Source organism: Sphingobacterium sp. JUb20, from assembly GCF_004342035.1.
GTDB lineage: Bacteria > Bacteroidota > Bacteroidia > Sphingobacteriales > Sphingobacteriaceae > Sphingobacterium > Sphingobacterium anhuiense.
In genome coordinates, this window is sequence record NZ_SLYV01000016.1 from 31,333 (window position 1) to 52,655 (window position 21,323).

A 21,323-nucleotide genomic window follows, 5' to 3' on the forward strand; every position below is an offset into this window, starting at 1 on the left:
TATTTAAATGTAAAAGCGAACCTTAAAAAAATGGTAGAAGCAACTAATCAGTATAAAGAAGCTATCACAAATTATTTTAACAATTGGTTTAAGATCGTAATTAACAAAAATTAAATGGAGATCAATGTCGATTTTACTACTGTAGTATTCGTTCTGTTTATCAGTACTGTAATAGTATATGTATTGGTTTCAAGGACACAGCAGAAACGTAGGTTAGAAAAGAACGGATTAAGAACAGAAGGAATTATTGTCGATTTAGATTTTGATCACTGGAGTAGAATCAGTGTTTACTATCCAGTAGTCAGATATCAAACTTTGGATAAGGAGAACGTCAGACGCAAATATTCTGTCGGAAATTACCCTGCAAGTTATGAAATAGGAGAAAAGGTAATTGTAATTTATAATAAAGACGATACCGATGACTTCATTTTGAAGAAAATTCACTAGAATTTTCGCTTTCCAGTAGTAATTCTGAAAGCAGAAATAATCTAACATTATTTACTTTTTACATTTAACGGATGCCAGCATAATTTAGGTATGTAAGTTGTAGCAATGTTTGTCAACGGCTATTGTTTATTAAAGATTTTAGCATATGAAGCTGTTGTTTTAATTATAATAATCAATAAAAAATGAATAAGGTTATGAAAACTACCGAAAATTAATTGGATATGCTGGTCAAAATGACCCTAGTACATAATAAAGAAAGTGAACCTGTCATGATAAAATATTATAAAGCTGACGATAAAGAACAACTACTTTACAAAGAAACTTGGTTTGACGAAAACAGAAAAGTAGCTATTGTTCACTATGGAAAAGTTGGTTATAAAGGAAAAGTAGAAGAGATAACGATTGAAACGAAAAATGCAAATGACGATTTTGTACATAATTTCTGTAAAGACTGTGAAAGTAATGGCTATTATCAAATCGATGAAGACAATCATCATTGGGTTGTTGTTCAGTTTCCTTTAAAGAGTGAATTAGGAAATAAAAGAGATTTATGGCTAAAAGACAAGGTGCAAGAATATCTAAAAGACCATCTAGGCTGGAATGGAGTAGGCGATGTGGATGGTTTTGATATGGGTCAAAAGAAATTAAATATTTTTTGCAAGGTTGTAGACAGTGAAAAAGCGGTTAGCAGTATCAAAACCTGCCTCAAAGATTATCGACTTGACCTTAATCAAGCACGAATTGCAACAAAAAAAGTAGGAGAGATAAATTATACGCTGAAGTTTTCACATAAAAAAATAGATAATTTTGAACTATGAAAAAGTTAACCTTACAAAAGATTGATTTCAAACAGTCGTTTCCAGACTTGATTTTCAAAAGCAGTATAACAGAAAATAAAACATAAATTAAACAAGGCTTTTGATAGGAATTTATAAACAGCAATTTCATTTTAAACAGAACATTAAGATCCTATAAACCTTTATTAACCATTAAAATGACCACAGAAGAATTCCAAGATTATAAATTAGAAATAGAAGAATTAACCGAATTACTAAATACTGAATGGCTTGATTTAAAAAATTTAATCATATCAAACAACATTAATTTAGAAAGGACGCTATTGGTAGGTTACTATGAAGATGCTGAAGGGAAAGAGCATGGATTACTTTACAACAAAAAAGACAATTTCATACTAAAATTTGAAGTGTTTAACAACAATATATCACTCACTAGTATTGATCATGTTAATGAAGTAAGTGATGACTATCCGCAATTACGAGTAGCTTTTCACCAAATTATTATTTTTGATATAGACTACGATAAAATTTTCTTACCTTATTGATAATTATAAACGTCTGTGCTTAATAATATCATAAAATCGGCACTATATCCATAAAATGATAAGTTAGAGTTGCAGAAATTATTCATGTACTAGTGTTACAATTAATTTGTTGTCACCTTATTTTTACCGCAATATGTAGAATTTTCGAAATCTGTTTTGCATAATTTATTATGTTCATGCGCATAGGTTCTAGGGATCTTAAGACAATACGGCACAGCAATATCTATTGAATTTTAACCAAATTTATTTTATGAAAAAACTTTTAACTATTATTTGCCTTTTGGGCTGTTTTATTATTACATCATGTGAAAAGGATCTGACCTATGAAGATGGTTCAGAAATAAGAAATGAGTTTGTATCAAAGGCGAAAAGCTTCCTTGAGACAAACTTTCCAAAAACCAATAACAATGACATTGGAGTGAATAAACTGCAGGTTAATTGGGCTAAGCATGCTGTCGTAACTAACAAAGAGGGAAATAGTGTGCTAACTGTTCCAATAACGAATATTTTGAATAATGAGCAGGGCTTTGCCGAATTTGCATTTCTGATGGATGGTAAAGGATCTGGTATCGGAATTATAAAAAAATATGTCGGTGATTTTTCAGCAAAGGAAATTGAATTGACGATTTTTTCAATCGAAGGTAAGAGTCTCAGGAAAGGAGTCTTTAACACGGAAACTGGAAAGTTTAGAAGATGGTATGATCTGAACAAAATTAAAACGGGAGGTAGTAAGTTAAAAGCCTCAAGTGATCCGCAAATTTTAGAGAAGATCAAAAAGGAGTGTCCTCAAGGATTAATGTTCAATCCACCAATAGCTGCATGCGATTGGCCAAGCGAGGTTACAGACGATTGGGCGTCCCCCTACTATTGGCATATTATTTATGATGATGGAAACAGCGAATATTTGCCATTCGGAAATGAAATAGATGAAGTGGACGTTTATCCACCAGGAACTAACCCTGGTGATGGTACAGGTGGTGGTGGGGGATTTCCGGTCGGACCAGGTTCGGGAAGTGGCTCTGGGGGCGGTTCAGATAGTGGAGGTGGTTCCGGTGGTGGAACAGGAGGTGGAGGCTCAGGTTCGGGCGGAGGATTTGGAGGCAATACAGGATCAGGATTTACAACTGAGACTTCAAAACAAAATTTTGACCCAAGTGGTAGCTTATCATACTTTGCAGACGATTATTATAACGATAATGGAACTAGCAAACCACGTCCATTTGATTTTATGCTTGAAGTGGTAAAAACCAGAAGTCAGTCTACAGGACAAGTAATGACGATTCTAAGTGTTGTACCAATTCCAAAAAAGCCTGTTGATGAATATACAAATATATATGGTGAGCTCGTTGTTCGTACAATTTCTGTCATGCCTTCAACGGTCAGTTATGTTGCGACGCCTTTGGCAAATGGTTATTTGATCAGTGCAAGCTTTACAATTAATGCAGTCTATAAGTACTATGATGGTCCGATATGTACCAAAGTCATAACCCGACAATATCAAAGGACGGGTTCGTGCATAGTTTGGTAATTAAAGTTTTGGTTGTTATTTTTAAATATAAATCAGTAAAAATTAATCGAAGATGCAGAATAAAAATAAAGAGTTGACAATGGACTTTATTGGTTCCAAACGATATTCAATCCTTCAGGGTATTAATAATGCATACCTTAATTTCCAATGGGAAATAGGTCAGTATTTTATTGATCAAAAGAAGGAGAATAATAAAGTTTTCATTACTGCTGAATCACAGCGGTTAATGGAAAAGTGGGGCAATAATTTCAGTGTAGATAATGTTACTATGGCCATTGCTTTTGCACAGCTAGTAACTGATGAAATTCAAGTTGGGGTATTGGGATCAGTTATATCATGGAAATATCTGAAGGTAATGCTTCCCTTAAATGATGTGGAATTGATATTTAGCCTGACTAAGGTTTGCATAGATGAAAATTTAAGCATAGAAGTACTTCAGAAATCAGTTAATAAGATTATTGCTGGAGGTGATGTGCCAAAGCTCCCCAAGGTAAAGAGAAAAAAGACGAAAGTAGATTATTTATACAGTACCGAAATGGTCGAATATGACAAAAATAGCCCTGTACCTTTCAGATCTCATGACATTCTTATTTTTGATAGTAGCAGACAGTTAGCTCCAGATGGAATAATTAATAATCTATTTCCAGACAACGATCTTGAGTCATTTTTGAAATTAGATAGGCCAAACGGAGAGTTTATGAGAGGTTAGTGAATTTCTGCAATATGCTCTAATATCTGACTATATTTTTAGGGTGATTGTAAGTGTGAGCATCCATGAAGTTAAACAGTTTTCTTGAGGTCTTAATGAAGATTTCAAGTATATTAAAAAGTTTAAATAAAAAAGCGTTGGAAGTTATTAAACTGCCAACGCTTTTTTCTTCTTCTATCCGATCCCTTCCAGGATCGGTGTATCTATTTTCGGTTTGAGTGCTCGGACTGTTTTTCATAGCAAACAAACTCCGTTTTATAGTATTAATTAATGTTTTCTGTATGCTAAAGTAGGAGAGTCCTTTAAACGCTCAATCAATTTAGGTATAGATACCTTCTTGTCAAAACCAAACTGGTCTTCCTTTAGCACAAGGTTGATCAATTATTCGACCTGTTCCTTCTCAGGTAGCTCTAATGAAATAGACAAGTCAAATCGACGCAGTAGGGCTTCGTCTAACATCTTCTTTTGGCTTGTATCAGCTATGACCATACCGCTTTGCGGTAAGTAGTCAAATAGCTGTAAAATGGCATTGACACTTCATAAATTTTCCTTATCAGCGTTTATTGCTTCCCGGATCTCTTTAGGAAACCTTGTTAAATCTATACTGATTCCACTTTTTACCAAAACCTTACCTTCTGGGTTCAACAGATAATAAGTCGGATATACATTAACATCAAAAATTTTATTTATTTCTCCATTTGCAGGCTGAACAATCAGATATCCATGATCAAAACTTTTTTCATATTCCTTTTCAATCTGTGACTTTTCATCAAGTGCAATACCTAATAATTTGAGATTAGATTCATCTTTGACAATATCCTTAACAGACTGCTTTAACACTAATGTACTTGCAGAGCAGGAAGAATTCCAAAAATAAACTAACGTATAATTTCCTTTTAGATCATTCAATTCAAGTGTATCTCCCAAGAGATTTTGTGCTCGAAAATTAGGTAGATATTTTCCGATTTGAGTAGAATATTGTTTTTCTTCCTTGTAGGGTGATAAAGTTATATCGTCACCAGATACTGATATATCAGAAATTTTATAAATATTCTTTCTAAGTTTTACTAAATCTCCACGGGTATAGACACCTAATACATCTGTATCTTTTTCTGAAAATTTAATCTTCGAAAATTGAGTATAATCATAATCATTTAGCAATGCCTCAAGCTTTAACGAGTAATTCGTATTACCTAAATAGAAATCTCCCTTTCTAACCTCAACAAACTTGAAACGAATGACTTTCTTTTTGTAGTCAATATCTGATATTTCAAGTCTGATGGAATCCGATACAATGTTGTTGTCAGAAAACCGCTGGAACTTAACTAAGTGAATTCCTTTAGCCTCGTTTTCAAAATATAACTGATCATCATCAAGATTCTGATTGGCATTTTTATCAATTATAACGCAGGGACGACCATTCTTGTAAGCCATAATACCAGATAAATAAGAATGAATTGTTTGATCAGTAAGCTTAGTGCTATCCAATCCCCATTTAGTAATTTGGTTATCTAAGTAATGCTGAGATACATCTCCTCGTTTATATGCTTGGAAAATAGTTTGATGATAAATGATATAGGTTTTCAAGTCAACCACACTATCCAAACCGATGGCAGTTATATTCATTTTTGGATATATTTTTGACCATGTTTCACTACTTGGAGCAGACAATGTTTGGTTCATAGTCTGTACTTCTAAATCGACTTCTCTCGAAAGATGAATTTTTATATCTTCCTGCGAGTAGCTTACCAAGCTAAAAAGAAGGAAACCGATAATTAGTAAGCTTTTCATAATTGGTTTTTTATTAAAGGTAATTATATTAGAAATAATCATCTAACAATTAACTTTCTTTAACAGAAATTTCACTCTTATTATTTAGCGCAGCATATATTATTTAGACATATCTTTATGCATTTTCAAATAGTAGTATCGATTTACATTTGTATTTTCATTTTGAAAGGAAAGAAAGTACCAACGAAGCCAAAAGCAATATGCAAAATACGCTATGCATTTATTCTACTGCTCTGCTTGTGAATGGATTTATTAAGGCTAAAAAGTTTATCAATAAGAATTTTATTTGTTACCCAAAGTAGTCCGCCAAGAATGTATACGCCAAGTTTCCCGTTCTCTCCATTGTAAATAATGGAGTCGTGAAAAGTCTTCTCAATAATTACTTGCTCAAATGTCCAGAGTATAAAGTTTAAAATAAAACTCAAAACCGTCCAGCCAAATTTGAAGTTTGTTGTCAGGTAGTAAAAGGTGATTTGCAAAGTAAATACCGTGATATACATAACTGTCAAAAAATGCCAACCAATGTTCGGAAGTACCGAAAGTGCCCCTTCAACTATTGGAATTGTCAAAAGTGCAAGTCCTACACCAATTAAATATTGTATGGTTATTTTTTTCTGCATTCGAATAATAAGCTGTCGATTAACTTGTCCGGAATACCTCCATAGTCTTGAACTCTAAAATTGTCCCAGGAAGTGACTGCCATCATATGAAACTCATAATTCTCATTCATTGCAGTAGATCCGCTACCTGTCCCAAGTAAAAATATACCGACCTGATTTCTTGGAGGCTCATTTTTGTTCTTTTCAAGTGTGTAGTCTTCGATAAAGTCTTGCTGTATAAGTTCCGGTATTTTTCCTATTTTGTTCCAGTTGTTATCAACAAAATAATATTCTTGGTCTATAATACCAGTCTCAAATTTGTTTGTGAGTATCATAACTCCATTATCTGGAATTTTGTAAATCAGTCTTCCGTCTACTTTTGGAACAGTCTGTCCACAAGGCTCATTATAAATTAGCGTAATTTGACCTCTAAAATCTTTAGGAATAAGAAAGGTCTCTGGTGTCATATGCTTTGAGCCTAAAAAGACGAATGCAAGCATTCCAGGATACCAAAGTAGCAGTGGTAAAAAGGTCGTTAGTAATTTTGTCTTTAGCTTGATTTTAGAGAGCCATACTATCAAAAGTCCGATTATAAAAACTGGTCCTCCAAATATTATCCAATAAGGATTTAAGCAAGCAATCCAACTTAAAATAATCAGAATAATTCCCGTTTTATAAACTCTCATTTTGTATTTGTCGTATTAGTAAAATTACAGATGGTTTGTGGCTTGGCGAAAATGGCAGACTGAATTTTAAATTTGTATCACTGTTAGCATAAGAAATCTAGTATTTGCTAATATACTACAAAAGGAAATAAAAAAGACTTTTATCAGCGATGAATGTATTGATGTTGAATTAATATAAAAGGCGTAATTATCATTTTGATTCCTGAAACGAATCGAAAGACAAAGGTACAATTGCAATCTGCAGCATAAATTATGCAGGGTCTGTTAAGCAGAGTCGATAAAGCCGAATGTTTTCCTCTTTTTCCCCCTTTACGGTTTCCCGTATACTAGGTAAAATAAGATTACTTATCATTGCGCGCAATTGCAGAATACAAAACTATTTTGCTTTTTATTTTTTAATCTTTGATTTTCAGTTTATATTGTAAATGATTTCTAAACAACCATATGATTAATTATGAAATCTTAACTAATTTATGAAATAGAATCTTGATACAATTTTTCGTTCAATAATTTAGGAGGTTTGTTTTGTATCTCCAAGGCGAAAAAAGAAAACGGTTTTCTTTAATGTGTTTATATGAGCTACCTCGAATTTAATAAATGGGTTTATGATTATTATCGTACAACTACGCTAAAGAACGGCTTTTGTTCGTTGGCGATAGACGAGTATGAAATTGAAATATTCAAAAAAAAATATTCGTTAGAGAATCTTCATTTCAGAGAAATTAGATTAGCCCCTTGGAGTAAATTACTACAGCCGTATAGTTATAATGGCTTGAAAATTCCCGCTTACTTCGGCCTTATTGCACTCCAATGTTTAGGAGCTAGTTCTATGGAAAACTATGAAGAAATTTCAGTAACTAATTATTCTAAACGTTTTTGTAATGTTGTAGGTGTTAAAAAGAAACAACTTGAGGAACTTTTTTCTGAGCTATTTGCTGGCGAGCATGTACAGGAGCTGCTTTGGAATCGAGCGAAAAATTACTTAAGGGATAATTTGGGCTTTCATTTGAGTATACCTAACAATACTAAAGGCCCAGGTAGGTATAATCAATTTCCTAGGTCACAGGTGGTTCTAAATAAGGAAGACTTGAAAGAAATTGCTGATAAGGTTTTGATTAACCTAGATATAGAAAAGGTGATATCGGAAAAGGAATTTAATGGAATTTTTTATAGAAAATTTCTAGCTCAAACCTTTAGTAGAAAGAATAACAAGTCAAAGCACGAGACAACGACTCGTGATCTGTTTTTTAAACAAGTTTTTAATTATTATAATTCAGGAGAATGGGATAGCATCGCAAATAAAAAGGAAACGTCGAAGCGCAACAGGAAAACTACTTATTTTATTGAATTTGGTTTGGAAGACTCCATTCACTTCTATCGTCATATGACAGAAGTCCATCAACTTTACGAGATCTTTAAAGGTGATGATGTATATATATATGAAAGAGTAGCTGGATCGGTAGAATTTGAACAATCAAACTTATTTTCTCTAAATACGGAGTTAATCCTTGTTTCTAGAAGAAGATTAGAGATAGGAACTAATATTAATCATAAACATTCTGGATTTAATATTATTCGTTGTTTCTTTACTATCGATGATTATATTCCTGAGTTTCTAAGAAATAAATTACGAAATACAAAAGATGAAATTCCAGTTTATTTAAAAGGGGTTCGTCTAGGGCACACATGGAATTACGTCCAAAATTTTGGACCAGAAATTATCGGTGAAAATTACTCCGTTTTATATACAGATTTCGATCATCCAAAAGAGCAGGTTATTCTTGAAGATTATAACTCTTTAGAATGTCAGCCAGGTTTGTACAATGTAAAAGTTGCTGGTCATACCAGTTTGCGATTTGTAGTTTTAGACCATAAAGATAATGCTAATGTCGATGAGGTTGATAGTGGACTACGACTAAATTCTTTTACTATCGACACTACGGGGACACTGTTAAAAGGACTTCGGTTATATGGAAGTTTACGGGACACTATTAATAAGGAAATGAACATAAATCAGTGGTCGAAAGCTTGCACTGGACAAGATTTTTTATCTGCGAATAATCTCTTAAAATCAATTAAATACCAACATTATGATTAACGATAAGTACATCGCAATTTTAAATAATTATGCAGGGGATAGCGATAGTTCATTTTGTACAGTTTTAGCAAAGCAAATCTCTAAGTCTATAAATGGATATGTCGTAGAAGATGAGGATCTGTTAAGGGGTTTTGACGGTGTTAAGGAAATTTTTGTTCCAAGATTAAAGCAATATAATTTTAAAGAGGGAGATTTTCTAAGCATTACGGAAAAGGAGGTAATAAATGAGGTAGAGAGAAGTCATCCTAAGTTACACTATCTTGCTGTTGAGAGAGCCTATATACCTATATGTTTAGAATTAAATGTGATTGAGGTGGATGATGTGTTCCTTAATATTGAATTATTACAAAAAGAGATTTTTATAAGACATAGCCTACCCGAAAGTAATTTCTATGTCAGCAATGGTATTTTGATTTACGGCCCTTTTAAAATTCAGAATAACAAAGTAATAGCTGGATCATCCCTACTTGTAAATGCTTATGATATCAATGAGTGTTTAAAGATTGATCACCCTATTCAAAAGGAAACATCTCTTATATTGCATTTATCTAAAGAAGCTGTAAAGCAATATGACTGCTCTACAAATATTCAATTAATTGAAAGCGTAAAAAGTATCATCAGTAAATCAAGAATGACTGATGAGGCACGTCGATTCATTAACTCAATCAAAGATCTGATCACAAGTGAAAATCTAGATGAATTCCAGTTTGCAAGAATTAAAAAGGTTCAGACTTTATTAGATAAACTCTCATTTACGTATAATGAATTTGAGGCTTTACGTAATAATTCTAGTTTTTGGTCTAATGTTTTTGATGGTAGTATTAAAGATTTTGAAGATATTTTGAAGAATGAGTTCTTGGATAAGAACAAAGAGCTTCTCGACCAAGAACTGGAAAAAGAATCTCATAAGTTGAATTTGATTCGAGAAGAGTTAAGCGGCAGCGAGATTAAATTACAGGAGATTTCAACGCAAACTGAGAGTAAGAATCAAATAATCGAAATGCTAAGTAATCAAATTAATCTGTTAGAAGAGCGAAAAGATGAAATTATCCTTTCTATGCAAATTCAGGGAAGAATAGGCAGTGAAGTTACGAAAGAATTGAAATCTAATTTCGAGGTTCAAAAATCTTCAAATAGCAGTACAAATTTGTATGAAAGGATGACAGACTTTTTAGATAATCTTAGTGTTTTTCTGGAATTAGATGAGTATACAGAAGATAAATTACATCAAATAATAAAACAGCTGAAAGGAAATAGGTTTTTTAGATGTGATAATATAGAGTGTTTTTTGAGACTAATTCATGTTTTAGGTAATAGTCAAATTTACCTAAATAATGCAGAGGTCGATTGGATTAAGTTTGATAAATTCGTTAATCAAGGGTTGTCAGATGCATTTGAATTTGCTTATAACAATCCTTCGAGATCTATATACTACTTACTACTAGATTTCAACATAGCGAGTCCCGAATGTTATGCAAAACCCCTTATCGACTTAAGTCGGAATATCCGAAAAACTTTACCTAGAGATGGCCGGACTTGGCCCTCCAACTTACGCGTCGTTTTCTTTCCATTAGAGCAAGATATAGACGATTTTGGATTTGACGTAAATGATGAAACCTTTTCAGCTTGGGAAGAGTTAGAGATACCTACTATTGATTGTAGTGATATCGAACTGTCTATAGCTCTTAATTTAGAAGTGGGAAAATGATCAGACTTCAAATAGCAGGTATATTTTATCAGTTTTTTGCATTATCTAAAGACTTTACTCTATCTGAGGTTAAAAGAAAGCAAATTGAAAAGGAATTAATTGAGAGACGGCCTAATGTACTTGATAAGAATATAGTCAACAGTTCATATTTTCTACTTCTATATTTAGGAATAATAGATCGAGTTACTGTGAACGGAAAGCTTGCCTACAGGCTAATGCAATCAACTATAATAAGTGGTTCCGAACGAACAATATACATTAATGATCCTATAAAGCCAAATGAAGTGCAGTTTGTGGGGCTGAATTATAAGGTGGTTGAAAATGAAGAGAAAAATTCCTCTAAAAATATATTTGACTCGCTCGATGTTTTGAAGGTTATTCCTAAAATTTCTGATATTATAAAAAAGCGTTTTATTTTTGATGTAGAAAAGCCAACCTATAGTTCTTTAGAACAATGGCTGCCCAATAACAAGAATAGTACTTGGAGTGAGGTTAAAAGATTTGATGTAATACCATCACTGTACAAAGTGCATCTTAATGACAAAAACCATTATGAATATTGCTTTTGCAATAAAGGGAACTTCTATAAGTTTCCTTTAAATGATTTTCTAACGGCCGAACTAGTAAAGAGTTACTTGCTGGTTCTAAGTAAAAAAGTAGCATTTATGTACGATGATGCTATAGGTGAATTATTTGAATTGTTGCCAATTTTAGAGCCTATTCGAAAAACACTATTTACACATCATATTTTAACCACTGGTGATATCCCACTAGACTATCGTTACCAGATTGATAGTAAGATTTATAAACAAATTAAACGTATCTATAAATGACAAATGCATTTGATATATGGTCTGAAATTAAAGATGTTTATTTAAAGTATATAGACACAGGTTTGCCTATGTATGATAAAAAGCTTGAAAGAGAACGCCGATTATTGTATGAAAGAGATGACGCGATATGCAAAAAGCCCATCATCGAACTAACTACGAAGTACAAGGAACAGTTATCTGTAAGCGATACTTGTGCAAAATATGATTTAGACCCGCTATTTAGTGATTTAATTTGTCGTGGATTATTCCCTTATCAAGGAGGAAAGCTGTATGAGCATCAGGTAGAGAGTCTATATGAAGCTGTCAAAAACAAGAAAAATATTATTGTTACAACTGGTACAGGATCAGGTAAAACAGAAAGCTTTCTATTACCATTATTCTATAATATTTTACAGACTAAAAAGAAAAAAAGTAAGTTTAAAGGGATGCAGAGTCTAATTTTGTATCCTTTGAATGCCCTCGCAGAGGATCAGATGCGGCGATTGAGAAAATCTTTAAGTAGTGATTCTGTCGTTGATTTTTTTGATGAAAAACTAAATAGCCAATATATTACTTTCGCTCGCTATACAGGTATTACACCGTTTTCAGGAAAAGAGAATAAATCAAAATTAGATAAGGAAGGAAACTCTTTGATTCAGAATTGGGATTCTGCATGTGAATTGTCATTGACGACGGGCAATGATGAGTACCGCTACGATGTTGTAAATCCAAATATTCCAATTGAACTTTGGAATAGATTTGATATCCAAAGAAATCCTCCTGATATTTTTATTACCAACTATAGTATGTTAAATATCATACTTATGCGGGAAGCGGAAGGTGCTATTTTTGAAGAAACAAGAAGATGGCTTAAAGAAAATCCGGAAAATGTATTTCATATAGTGATTGATGAATTGCATTCTTATCGTGGCACAGCAGGTACAGAGGTGGCATACTTGATACGTTTGTTACTTCAGCGTTTAAATTTACATCCTGAGTCTTCTCAGGTTAGATACTTATGTTCAAGTGCTTCTATGCAAGAAGGAGAACGATCCAAGAATTTTATCAAAGGTTTCTTTGGTATATCTGAGACATATTTTAATAATAATTTTAAACTAATAGGAGGGAGCAAAAGAGAAGTTACCAGCGAATTTGAAAAGTTAAATGCAGTTGCCGTTTTAAAAAGTATTGAACATAGGGAGGATATATTTGAGAAATACGACTTATTAAGTTTGTTACGTTCGAAAATCCCTAAGCCAATGCTTACACAAGATATTTTAGAAGAGCTATTCGACGATCCCACAGAACCAAAATCGGAGCAAGCTTTAAGTTTAATATTAGAGGAGTTAACAAAACTAAACAGCAACGGCATCAACGAACAACCACAGAGAATTCATTATTTCTTCAAGAATGTTGATGGATTATGGGCTTGTGTCGATCGTTGTTGTAGTGCAGTCGATGAAACATTTAAATTTAGCAATCGAACGTTAGGTAAACTTTACAAGCGACCGATTAGTCATTGCGAATGTGGAAGCCCTGTATTTGAAGTGTTGACCTGCCGCCAGTGTGGAGAATTGTACTTTAATGGATTTAAAAAGAAAAATAGTAATGAAAATCAGCTTTACATTGAACGAGGGTTTGATGGTGAAGAATATTCTAATATTGTTTTTAAAAACTTAAACGGAGCGGAAATTGTTGAAATACGTGAAGAATATAATTCTAATAAAGAAAATAAATCTAAATGGAAAAGTTATGAGTTAAGTGAAAACTTAAATTATGTAAGAAGTTCTAGAGGTAGTTTTAATTCAGTTTTTTTTGAAAAAGCGGATAGCTATAAAGCTGTTTATCCACATGAATGCTTTTCATGTGATCATAGCTTGGATGAAAATAAATTAGACGAAAACTCTTTTACTCCAATTCACCGTCATTATACTGGGGTTCAGAAAATAAACCAATTAATGGCAGATAGTTTATTACGCATACTTAGAAAGGGGGATTCTGATTTTGCCAAACTTGTTTTATTCTCAGATTCTCGTCAGGCTGCTGCCAAACTTTCGGCAGGTATTGAACTAGATCATTATAAGGATACTATTCGAGCTATTTTGTATAACCAAATATCTAGTGGCGATAAATTTTCTCAATACGCTTTGGAAACATTGCAAGGAAAGGCTCACACTGAGGATATACTGAATGAGATGGATGAGGAAAGAGTGGAAAATAGCAGTTATAATAAATTAATTGCAAAGATTAATAAATACTTGAGAAGTACAAATCAACAGTCTGATGAATATGTTTCACTAGTAGCCGAGATTTCAAGAAAAGGGGGCGTTGAATTCTCCAATTTAATTATGCTTATTGGAGACAAGCTGATTGATATAGGTGTTAATCCAGGTGGACCAAAGCATTCTATAACGTTTTTAAATCGAGAAGATGGTGACAAATGGTTCAAGGGTTTAGATAGCGATAATTCTAATCGTTTACTATTCAAATCTCTTCATAGAGGTCTAGAAAAGGATATTAAAGAAAGCTTAACTTATGAGTTACTAAGTAGCCTCTATGCTAATGGACGACGTTCATTCGAATCACTCGCTATTGGGTATGTTCGAGCGACAATAGAAAGCTATTATGGGTTTGACGAAGACCTAATTCAAAACTCGATCAAAGTAATGGCTGAATCTGGATTAGTTTTGGGAAGTCCCTATTCAAGTAGAAGCTTTCCGAAAAAACTCTGGAGGTATTGGCGTATTGTACTGAATTTTAAAGGAAATGTGGCTCCTAATGGCTTTAAGAAAGTATTTGAATCTATATTATTAGAGAATAAGTTAACGTTGAAAGATTCTAATAATTTATCAGGGAATAATTTGTTTGTTCATTATACTGAGGATATAGATACGTATTATCATTGTGAAACATGTGGAAATAATCAATTTAGAAATTTCCGTAATGTATGTACTAATTGTCTCAATAAGTCTTTACAGAAGAAACCGAAAGAGATTGTTGATAAGTTTCTAAAAGAAAATTACTATTTATTCTTAGCCGATATTTATAAGAACAATCCGGTTCGTCTTCGTTGTGAGGAACTTACTGGACAAACAGATGCATCAGAAGCACGTATCAGACAGCGTCATTTTCAGGGTCGGATGCTTAATGATGAACAAGAACCTTTTGATGGAATCGACCTCTTAAGTGTTACTACTACAATGGAAGCAGGGGTAGATATTGGAGCGTTGACTGCTGTTATGCTAGGAAATGTTCCTCCTCAACGGTTTAATTATCAGCAAAGAGTAGGGCGAGCGGGTAGGCGGGGACTACCAATGTCTATAGCACTTACCGTTGCAAAAGGAAATTCGCACGATCAATCTTACTATGCACAACCTGAGAGAATGGTTTCAGCAATTCCAGCAGATCCATATTTAGAAATGGAACAGATGAGCATAATGATGCGTTTTGTGAATAAGGAGGTTTTTTATAGAGCGACAAAGCAATGTGGGTTTAAGGGGAAAGATGTACATGGTGCTTTCGGAACTATAGATGACTGGCCTATCATTAAACCTCTTGTCAGCATTGTATTAAGTAATAGAGTCTTAATTGAAGAAATAATTTTCAAATTTAAGATTGGTACACAGATAAATTTAAGCGATCCTGAAATTTACGATTCATATTATGAAGGTTGGTTGAGTAAACTTGAGAAAGATATTATTCTTAATTTCGAAGATTATCCACAGAATAACATAGCTGAGAAATTAGCAAATGCAGGAGTTTTTCCAATGTTCGGATTCCCGACACAGGTTCGTAGTTTATACGAAAAGGAACCCTCTGACAAAAATGAAGAATCTCAATTAATCCAGCGTACAATGGATTTAGCAATATCAGAGTTTGCACCAGGTTCCGAAGTAGTAAAAGACAAAAGAATCCTTAAGTCGTTGGGAGTAATTGGATATCAGAAAAAAGCGGGCAGATATAATATAGTTGATGGAAGAGGACCAATAAATAGGACAATTTTTAAATGTACTCTTTGCGATATCATTTATTCTAAGGAATCTGAGTACAAACTTTGTAAAGTTTGCGAAATGGAACTTGTTCCTTTTCCTGCAATTTCTCCATTAGGTTTTTATACAGAAGAGGATGAGGCAAAGGATTTCGACGGAAGGTTTGACTTTAATTCTAGAGGAGGGGAAGTACAGTTAGACCCAGATTCAAATCTTAAGAAGTCGAAAAATTCTATTGGTAATATTCTTTTGTATAATAATGCGGAGCCAGATAGTGGGTTGGTCAATATTATCAATGATAATGGAGGAGCGCTGTTTCTTTTAGGTAAATATTGGAAAAAGAGAAAAGATAGCGCAGGGTACGATCCTGTTTGGGTTAGTAAAGATATTTTTAAAAATAGGAAAGTTAAAGTAGTAGAAGAAAAAGAATACGCTTTAATATCAACAAAGCAAACAGGTGTTTTGACACTGGCGATTAATGATATTGGAATTAATAATGAGAGCAGACAAAATTGTATTTATCAAAAATCAGCTTTTTTATCTTGGGGCTATTTAATTAGAAAATCAATTTGTACGGAATTAGATATCGAAACTAATGAGTTGCAGGTGGGTTATAGAATATCCCCTAATACGAAGAAGCATGAAGTATTTATCGTCGAGACAGCTGTTAACGGAGCAGGTTATTGTGCTTATTTAAATGGAGATACCGATTATGAAATCGCGAATAAAATTTTTATTGATCAGCTGAGCTCTGAAAACGAAAGTACCGTTTACGGTTATTTAAATAATAATGTGCATGAAGATTGCACTTCATCATGTTATGATTGTCTACGAGACTATTATAATCAAAATCATCATAGTTTACTGAATTGGAGATTGGCACTCGATCTTGCTCAACTAGCAAAAGATTCAGCAATTGACTTAAATTTTTCGCAGCCGTATTGGAAACAATACTTCTCCCAATATCTTGAATCTTTGATTCTTAAAAAGTATAATTCGTCTTTGTTGGAACAAAATGGATTTTATTATTTGATGAAAGGCGGCCACAAAACACTAATAACCCATCCTTTTTGGAAAGAAGGATATGTAAATAATATTAAATTGCTTAATGATTTTTATGGTGATTTAGTTATTAACGAATTTAGATAATTGAAATAAAAGACCTAAACTATATTAATAATGTCTCAAAAAATAATTGCATTAGAATTTCTCGATGAACTTGAAAGTATTCATAAGAATGAAGGATTGCCTTTATCTGTAAAATATCCTCAACTTAGGACTTTATTAGAGAAGGTTTGTAAAAACCTTACGTTAAATAGCTCAACTCAGTTTTCTGATTTTTTTTCTAGATTGGTTTTTGTTTGCAATATGTACAATGTAGATCGTGCAATTCACGGTTTACGTATTACAGCTAATAAAGTTTTGCATGAGGGGATTAAACCTAATGAGGACGATTACAAAAATCATATAGCTTTTTTTGCAGGTTTTTTAAAAGTAGTTTATTCTATTAACGTACCAGAAGTGTTGTTGAATGGAAGAAAGCGAGGAGTTGAATACGCACCTGTTAAAAGTGTTCGACTTAATGAGGCTAAAGTATGTATTGTAGAGAAGCGAGAGAATCATTTAATTTGTCAAATTGATGGACTAAGTATCAAAGGTAGTGGCTATGAATTTGCTCCTGAAAAATTGGTTACTGTTCAAATATTGGAACAAGGGGTTAATGAAGTTATTACATCATGTGAAAATTTTTGGATTGGTGCTTTGTTATATCTTATTGATATTGATATTGATGCCAATGAAGTTTTTCATCCCAAGATCATTGTTCTAGAGCCAGATTACCTTTTAGATGTATCCTCTATTGCAGAATGCATTCAAGATTATGGAGAAAGCGAACTTTTATTTCTAAAGTCAAAATTTGAAGAAAAACCTGATTCTAAACATTTATTGTTGGGGAACTTTGCAAACTTGGTTGTTGATGAAGTTTTTTCTAATCCTTTGGCACCGGTGGAATTCAATAGTGTTTTTCTTAAACACTTTAAAACAACCCCACTTGAATATACCACCTGTAAGGACATAGCAGAAACAAAAGATTTTAAAATTTATTATGATGAAAGCCAAAAGCAGTTTCTGAAAATTAAAGATATTATTGAAAATGGATTTTCAAAATTAGATATCAATTTAGAAAACATCTCTCTTGAGCCTTCTTTCTTATCAGAAAAGTTCGGTCTACAAGGTCGACTAGATATGCTCGATTGGCGAAAAGGAAGCGAGGTATCCAAGATAATCGAGTTGAAATCTGGTAGTACACCTTGGCCTGATGACGGCGCTAGTATTAAAGGCAATCATCTTGCTCAATTGTTTATGTATTACCTTCTTTATTCTCAGGTAGGTAAGTTAAATGTTAGTCAGGTGAATAATAGGTTGCAAGGTTTTATCTTGTACTCGAAGCCTAGTCAATATAATTTAAGGAATACGGGGGCATATTTAAAAGGTTTTCAGGAAGTTATTAACCTAAGGAATAAAATAGTCTCTACCGAGCATCTTCTAATAGCAGATAGTAAGGAGAACACCGAAGGTATTCTAACTAAAATAAATCCACAAAACTTAATCAATAAAGATATTCATCCTAATTTCCGAGTTCGAATAGAACCTCAAATAGTTGATTTTCTTACTCCAATTACATCGGCCTCAGATCTTGAGAAAAATTACTTTATTTCGTTTGCAAATTATGTTTCATACGAACATTTTTTGAGCAAGGTTGGTGGATCAGATAGAGATAAAGAAGGAGGATCGAATGGTTTAGCAAGACTTTGGTTGGATAGCTTTGAGGAAAAGAAAAGTAGGTTTGAGATACTTTACGATCTTGAAATTGTTGATAATAAAATTGACAGCGTAGAGCAGGAAATAGTTTTCAGAAGGAGAAGTTTGGATAATAAACATGTTAATTTTAGAAAGGGAGATATCTGTGTGCTTTACCCTCGAAATAACATGTCAGAAATCGTTTCACATAGTCAAATTTTTAAATGTACTATAAAGGAAATTGTTGGAGAATATGTGACTGTTTATTTTCGATATAAACAGCGCAATAAGGCGTTCTTTGAGTCTTTTGGAAAGAAGGGTAAGTGGGCATTAGAGAGCGACTTTATGGAGACCTCTTTCAATTCTATGTATAGGAATCTTTACGGGTTTTTAAAAGCAGGCCAGTCATATAAGGATTTAATATTGACACAAAAATTTCCTGAGAAAGCTGGAGATTATGGTTATAAAAATCCAGCAGTTTCTTTGGAACAAAGGACTGTAATAAATAAAGCGTTATCTGCCAATGATTACTTTTTATTGAATGGTCCTCCTGGCACAGGAAAGACATCAATTATTATTAAAAATTTAATTAAGGAATTAATTGATACTAATAAAAGCATTTTAGTTCTTGCATATACAAATCGAGCAGTTGATGAACTTTGCGAGGCAATTGATAATGCTTGTGGTGGTAGAAAAAAACTTAATTTCATTCGGTTTGGTTCAAAGCTATCTACCAGTTCTAAGTATCATGACAACCTTATAGATGTTGTGATCGAAGCTAAAGAAAAGGAGTTATCAGCATTCGATAAAAAATTTGGACGTGCCGAAGTAACAAATGTTATAGTTCAAAACAATGTCTATGTCTCTACAGTAGCTTCTGTCGGAAGCAAACTGAGTATTTTTCAAGTAAAGAGTTTTGATTATATAATAGTTGACGAAGCCTCTCAGATTTTGGAACCGCAATTGGTGGGTGTCTTGGCAAAAGCATCAAAATTTATTCTTATAGGAGATCACAAGCAACTACCTGCCATTTCTTTACAATCAATAGATAGATCAAAAACGAATAATAAGCTTCTCGAATCAATTGGGTTATTTAATAGAAAGAACTCGCTATTCGAGCGTCTTTACAAATTCTGTGAAGATAATCTTTTGTCTCATGCATACGATACATTAACTTATCAAGGCCGCATGCATAAGGAAATTTCCTTATTTCCCAATTTTGCATTCTATAACGGTAGATTGCGAGAAGCTTATGATACCCCTGATATCGATGCTGAGACTAAATCGTCTCTAAATAGACAAGTCGTAGATTTAGATTTTCACGAGTCTAGTGCAAACACAGTGCGGAAACTATTAAGTCAAAAAAGATTAGTATTTTTTAATAACAACAAGGTTGACGATCACTATGCTAAGTCTAATACGTTCGAAGCTGATTTTGTTGTAAAAATAGTTAAAGACATTATCTCTTTATATGAAACAAACAATAAGGAATTTGATCCTAGTAAGACTATTGGTATTATAGCTCCTTTTAGAAATCAAATAGCTCTTATCAAACACAAGTTAGAGGAGACCGGAATCCCAAACTACGAGGCTATAACGGTGGACTCTGTAGAACGTTTCCAAGGAAGTCAACGAGATATTATAATTTATTCCTTTTCAATTAATAATCCGTTCCAGCTTAGAGGGATGATTAATTTGAATGATGAAGGTGATGTTGATAGAAAACTAAATGTTGCTCTTACTAGGGCTAGAGAGCAAATGATATTAATTGGTAATGACTATATTTTATCAAGTAACCTGATATATTTAAGATTGATAGAATACTGCAAGTCAAAAGGAGGTTATATCAATAATTCGCTGTCAGGAATAATAAATAATGAACCTATTTTTTTTCCTAATGACACGTCTTCTATTAAGGATAGAAAGCCTATGTCAATCAATGAACCGTTCAAAGCTGCATTCGAGAATAAAGTTGAGAGTCTCGTAAGAAAGGATCGACGTACCAAATGGCCAAATGAAATATTGGGATTGAATACGGATTTCGCCCGTAATAACCTTATACGTTATGGTTTGGCTGACTTTGATCAGCAGGTCGACTTGAACTATGAGCAGAATGTAGGAGATTTAATTGGTAATCAGGAACTACTTACTTATTATACAGCACGCGAGAATGTTTTGCTCTATTGTTATTGGAGTATGAGGAAGCATTTTATTTCAACGGAAAGTATTTTCTTAAACCACAAAGAATTCTTTCAATCAAAGTTTAAAAACACAGAAGAAAGAGTAATGTTTATAGATTTCGGATGCGGTCCTATGACAGCTTCTTTGGCATTTAATAATGTTTTTAAATCTGATAGTAGAAGAAAGGTACACTATCTAGGAATTGATGTTTCTAAAACTATGCTTGCCAAGGCACAAGAGTTCATTGACTCAGGAATCTTTAAGTCTAATGATACTTTCGAACTGTGTTGTGAGTTAAGAGAAAGTGACCCCGGCTATTATAAAGATGAATTTGTATTGCCTCATACAGTTATTATAACCTGCGCTAATTCACTTTCTAACATTGATCTCGATGCAATAGGGGATCTAGCTCGCTCCTTGAATGATTTCATTAATGAGTATCCTTTGAATAACTATCTATTAGTTTATCAAAATCCAGTTAATCGAGACCAAAATCTTAGAAAATTGTTGGAGAAAGTACCTAAGTTGAATAAGGCTTTAATCTCAAGGGAGAGTGCTGTTTCATATGATAATCCACATCAAGATTGGTATGCAACAAATGAACATTTTAACTATGAGGTGATTACGAATTAAT

Annotated in this window: 13 protein-coding genes; 10 read left to right on the forward strand and 3 right to left on the reverse strand. The window is 33.1% G+C overall.

The window, feature by feature from the left end:
- The first annotated feature begins 114 nt into the window (after positions 1–114).
- From EDF66_RS22415 to EDF66_RS22435, 5 genes are all read left to right on the forward strand, one after another.
- Positions 115–447: a DUF3592 domain-containing protein gene (locus EDF66_RS22415; RefSeq protein ID WP_132845223.1), complete on the forward strand. Its 333-nt coding sequence runs from the start codon at positions 115–117 to the stop codon at positions 445–447.
- Between the two features lie 233 nt (positions 448–680).
- Entirely contained in the window at positions 681–1,265 is a 585-nt protein-coding gene (locus EDF66_RS22420; protein WP_132845225.1) for a hypothetical protein, read from the forward strand.
- Positions 1,266–1,441: 176 nt separating this feature from the next.
- Complete coding sequence (locus EDF66_RS22425) at positions 1,442–1,789, forward strand: hypothetical protein (RefSeq protein WP_132845226.1); 348 nt, start codon at positions 1,442–1,444, stop codon at positions 1,787–1,789.
- A 250-nt stretch (positions 1,790–2,039) separates the two neighbouring features.
- Positions 2,040–3,317 (forward strand): chitin binding peritrophin-A domain-containing protein, encoded by a 1,278-nt coding sequence (locus EDF66_RS22430; protein WP_132845228.1) that lies wholly within the window; start codon positions 2,040–2,042, stop codon positions 3,315–3,317.
- A 52-nt stretch (positions 3,318–3,369) separates the two neighbouring features.
- Positions 3,370–4,026 carry a DUF1016 N-terminal domain-containing protein gene (locus EDF66_RS22435; RefSeq protein WP_132845229.1) on the forward strand — a complete coding sequence of 219 codons (657 nt, stop codon included), beginning with the start codon at positions 3,370–3,372 and terminating at the stop codon, positions 4,024–4,026.
- 537 nt (positions 4,027–4,563) lie between these two features.
- Here the strand turns inward: EDF66_RS22435 and EDF66_RS22440 are convergent.
- The 3 genes from EDF66_RS22440 to EDF66_RS22450 form a co-directional block, all read right to left on the reverse strand.
- Positions 4,564–5,817 carry a TlpA family protein disulfide reductase gene (locus EDF66_RS22440; protein WP_165902502.1) on the reverse strand — a complete coding sequence of 418 codons (1,254 nt, stop codon included), beginning with the start codon at positions 5,815–5,817 and terminating at the stop codon, positions 4,564–4,566.
- Positions 5,818–6,029: 212 nt separating this feature from the next.
- Positions 6,030–6,437, reverse strand: coding sequence for a hypothetical protein (locus tag EDF66_RS22445; RefSeq protein WP_132845232.1), 408 nt, complete (start codon positions 6,435–6,437; stop codon positions 6,030–6,032).
- On the reverse strand, positions 6,422–7,102 hold the full coding sequence (locus EDF66_RS22450; protein ID WP_207898744.1) for a DUF6843 domain-containing protein: 681 nt from the start codon (positions 7,100–7,102) through the stop codon (positions 6,422–6,424). Before EDF66_RS22450 ends, EDF66_RS22445 begins: the two co-directional genes overlap by 16 nt.
- 574 nt (positions 7,103–7,676) lie before the next feature.
- On the opposite strand from EDF66_RS22450, the gene EDF66_RS22455 reads away from it, so the two are divergent.
- The 5 genes from EDF66_RS22455 to EDF66_RS22475 are packed head-to-tail and all read left to right on the forward strand — an operon-like array spanning position 7,677 to position 21,322.
- Positions 7,677–9,200, forward strand: coding sequence for a hypothetical protein (locus EDF66_RS22455; protein WP_132845235.1), 1,524 nt, complete (start codon positions 7,677–7,679; stop codon positions 9,198–9,200).
- Complete coding sequence (locus EDF66_RS22460) at positions 9,193–10,908, forward strand: hypothetical protein (RefSeq protein ID WP_132845237.1); 1,716 nt, start codon at positions 9,193–9,195, stop codon at positions 10,906–10,908. Before EDF66_RS22455 ends, EDF66_RS22460 begins: the two co-directional genes overlap by 8 nt.
- Positions 10,905–11,741 (forward strand): hypothetical protein, encoded by an 837-nt coding sequence (locus tag EDF66_RS22465; protein WP_132845238.1) that lies wholly within the window; start codon positions 10,905–10,907, stop codon positions 11,739–11,741. Before EDF66_RS22460 ends, EDF66_RS22465 begins: the two co-directional genes overlap by 4 nt.
- Entirely contained in the window at positions 11,738–16,858 is a 5,121-nt protein-coding gene (locus tag EDF66_RS22470; RefSeq protein WP_132845240.1) for a DEAD/DEAH box helicase, read from the forward strand. Before EDF66_RS22465 ends, EDF66_RS22470 begins: the two co-directional genes overlap by 4 nt.
- A 30-nt stretch (positions 16,859–16,888) precedes the next feature.
- The gene (locus EDF66_RS22475; RefSeq protein ID WP_132845241.1) at positions 16,889–21,322 is read left to right on the forward strand and encodes an AAA domain-containing protein; all 4,434 of its coding nucleotides are present in this window, start codon (positions 16,889–16,891) and stop codon (positions 21,320–21,322) included.
- Position 21,323 lies beyond the last annotated feature (1 nt).

Excerpts from the sequence above, each read along its gene's own strand:
- EDF66_RS22445 (WP_132845232.1), bottom strand. The coding sequence starts at position 6,437 with ATGCAGAAAAAAATAACCATACAATATTTAATTGGTGTAGGACTTGCA.
- EDF66_RS22415 (WP_132845223.1), top strand. The coding sequence starts at position 115 with ATGGAGATCAATGTCGATTTTACTACTGTAGTATTCGTTCTGTTTATC.
- EDF66_RS22420 (WP_132845225.1), top strand. The coding sequence starts at position 681 with ATGACCCTAGTACATAATAAAGAAAGTGAACCTGTCATGATAAAATAT.
- EDF66_RS22425 (WP_132845226.1), top strand. The coding sequence starts at position 1,442 with ATGACCACAGAAGAATTCCAAGATTATAAATTAGAAATAGAAGAATTA.
- EDF66_RS22440 (WP_165902502.1), bottom strand. The coding sequence starts at position 5,817 with ATGAAAAGCTTACTAATTATCGGTTTCCTTCTTTTTAGCTTGGTAAGC.
- EDF66_RS22450 (WP_207898744.1), bottom strand. The coding sequence starts at position 7,102 with ATGAGAGTTTATAAAACGGGAATTATTCTGATTATTTTAAGTTGGATT.
- EDF66_RS22430 (WP_132845228.1), top strand. The coding sequence starts at position 2,040 with ATGAAAAAACTTTTAACTATTATTTGCCTTTTGGGCTGTTTTATTATT.
- EDF66_RS22470 (WP_132845240.1), top strand. The coding sequence starts at position 11,738 with ATGACAAATGCATTTGATATATGGTCTGAAATTAAAGATGTTTATTTA.
- EDF66_RS22465 (WP_132845238.1), top strand. The coding sequence starts at position 10,905 with ATGATCAGACTTCAAATAGCAGGTATATTTTATCAGTTTTTTGCATTA.
- EDF66_RS22435 (WP_132845229.1), top strand. The coding sequence starts at position 3,370 with ATGCAGAATAAAAATAAAGAGTTGACAATGGACTTTATTGGTTCCAAA.
- EDF66_RS22460 (WP_132845237.1), top strand. The coding sequence starts at position 9,193 with ATGATTAACGATAAGTACATCGCAATTTTAAATAATTATGCAGGGGAT.
- EDF66_RS22475 (WP_132845241.1), top strand. The coding sequence starts at position 16,889 with ATGTCTCAAAAAATAATTGCATTAGAATTTCTCGATGAACTTGAAAGT.
- EDF66_RS22455 (WP_132845235.1), top strand. The coding sequence starts at position 7,677 with ATGAGCTACCTCGAATTTAATAAATGGGTTTATGATTATTATCGTACA.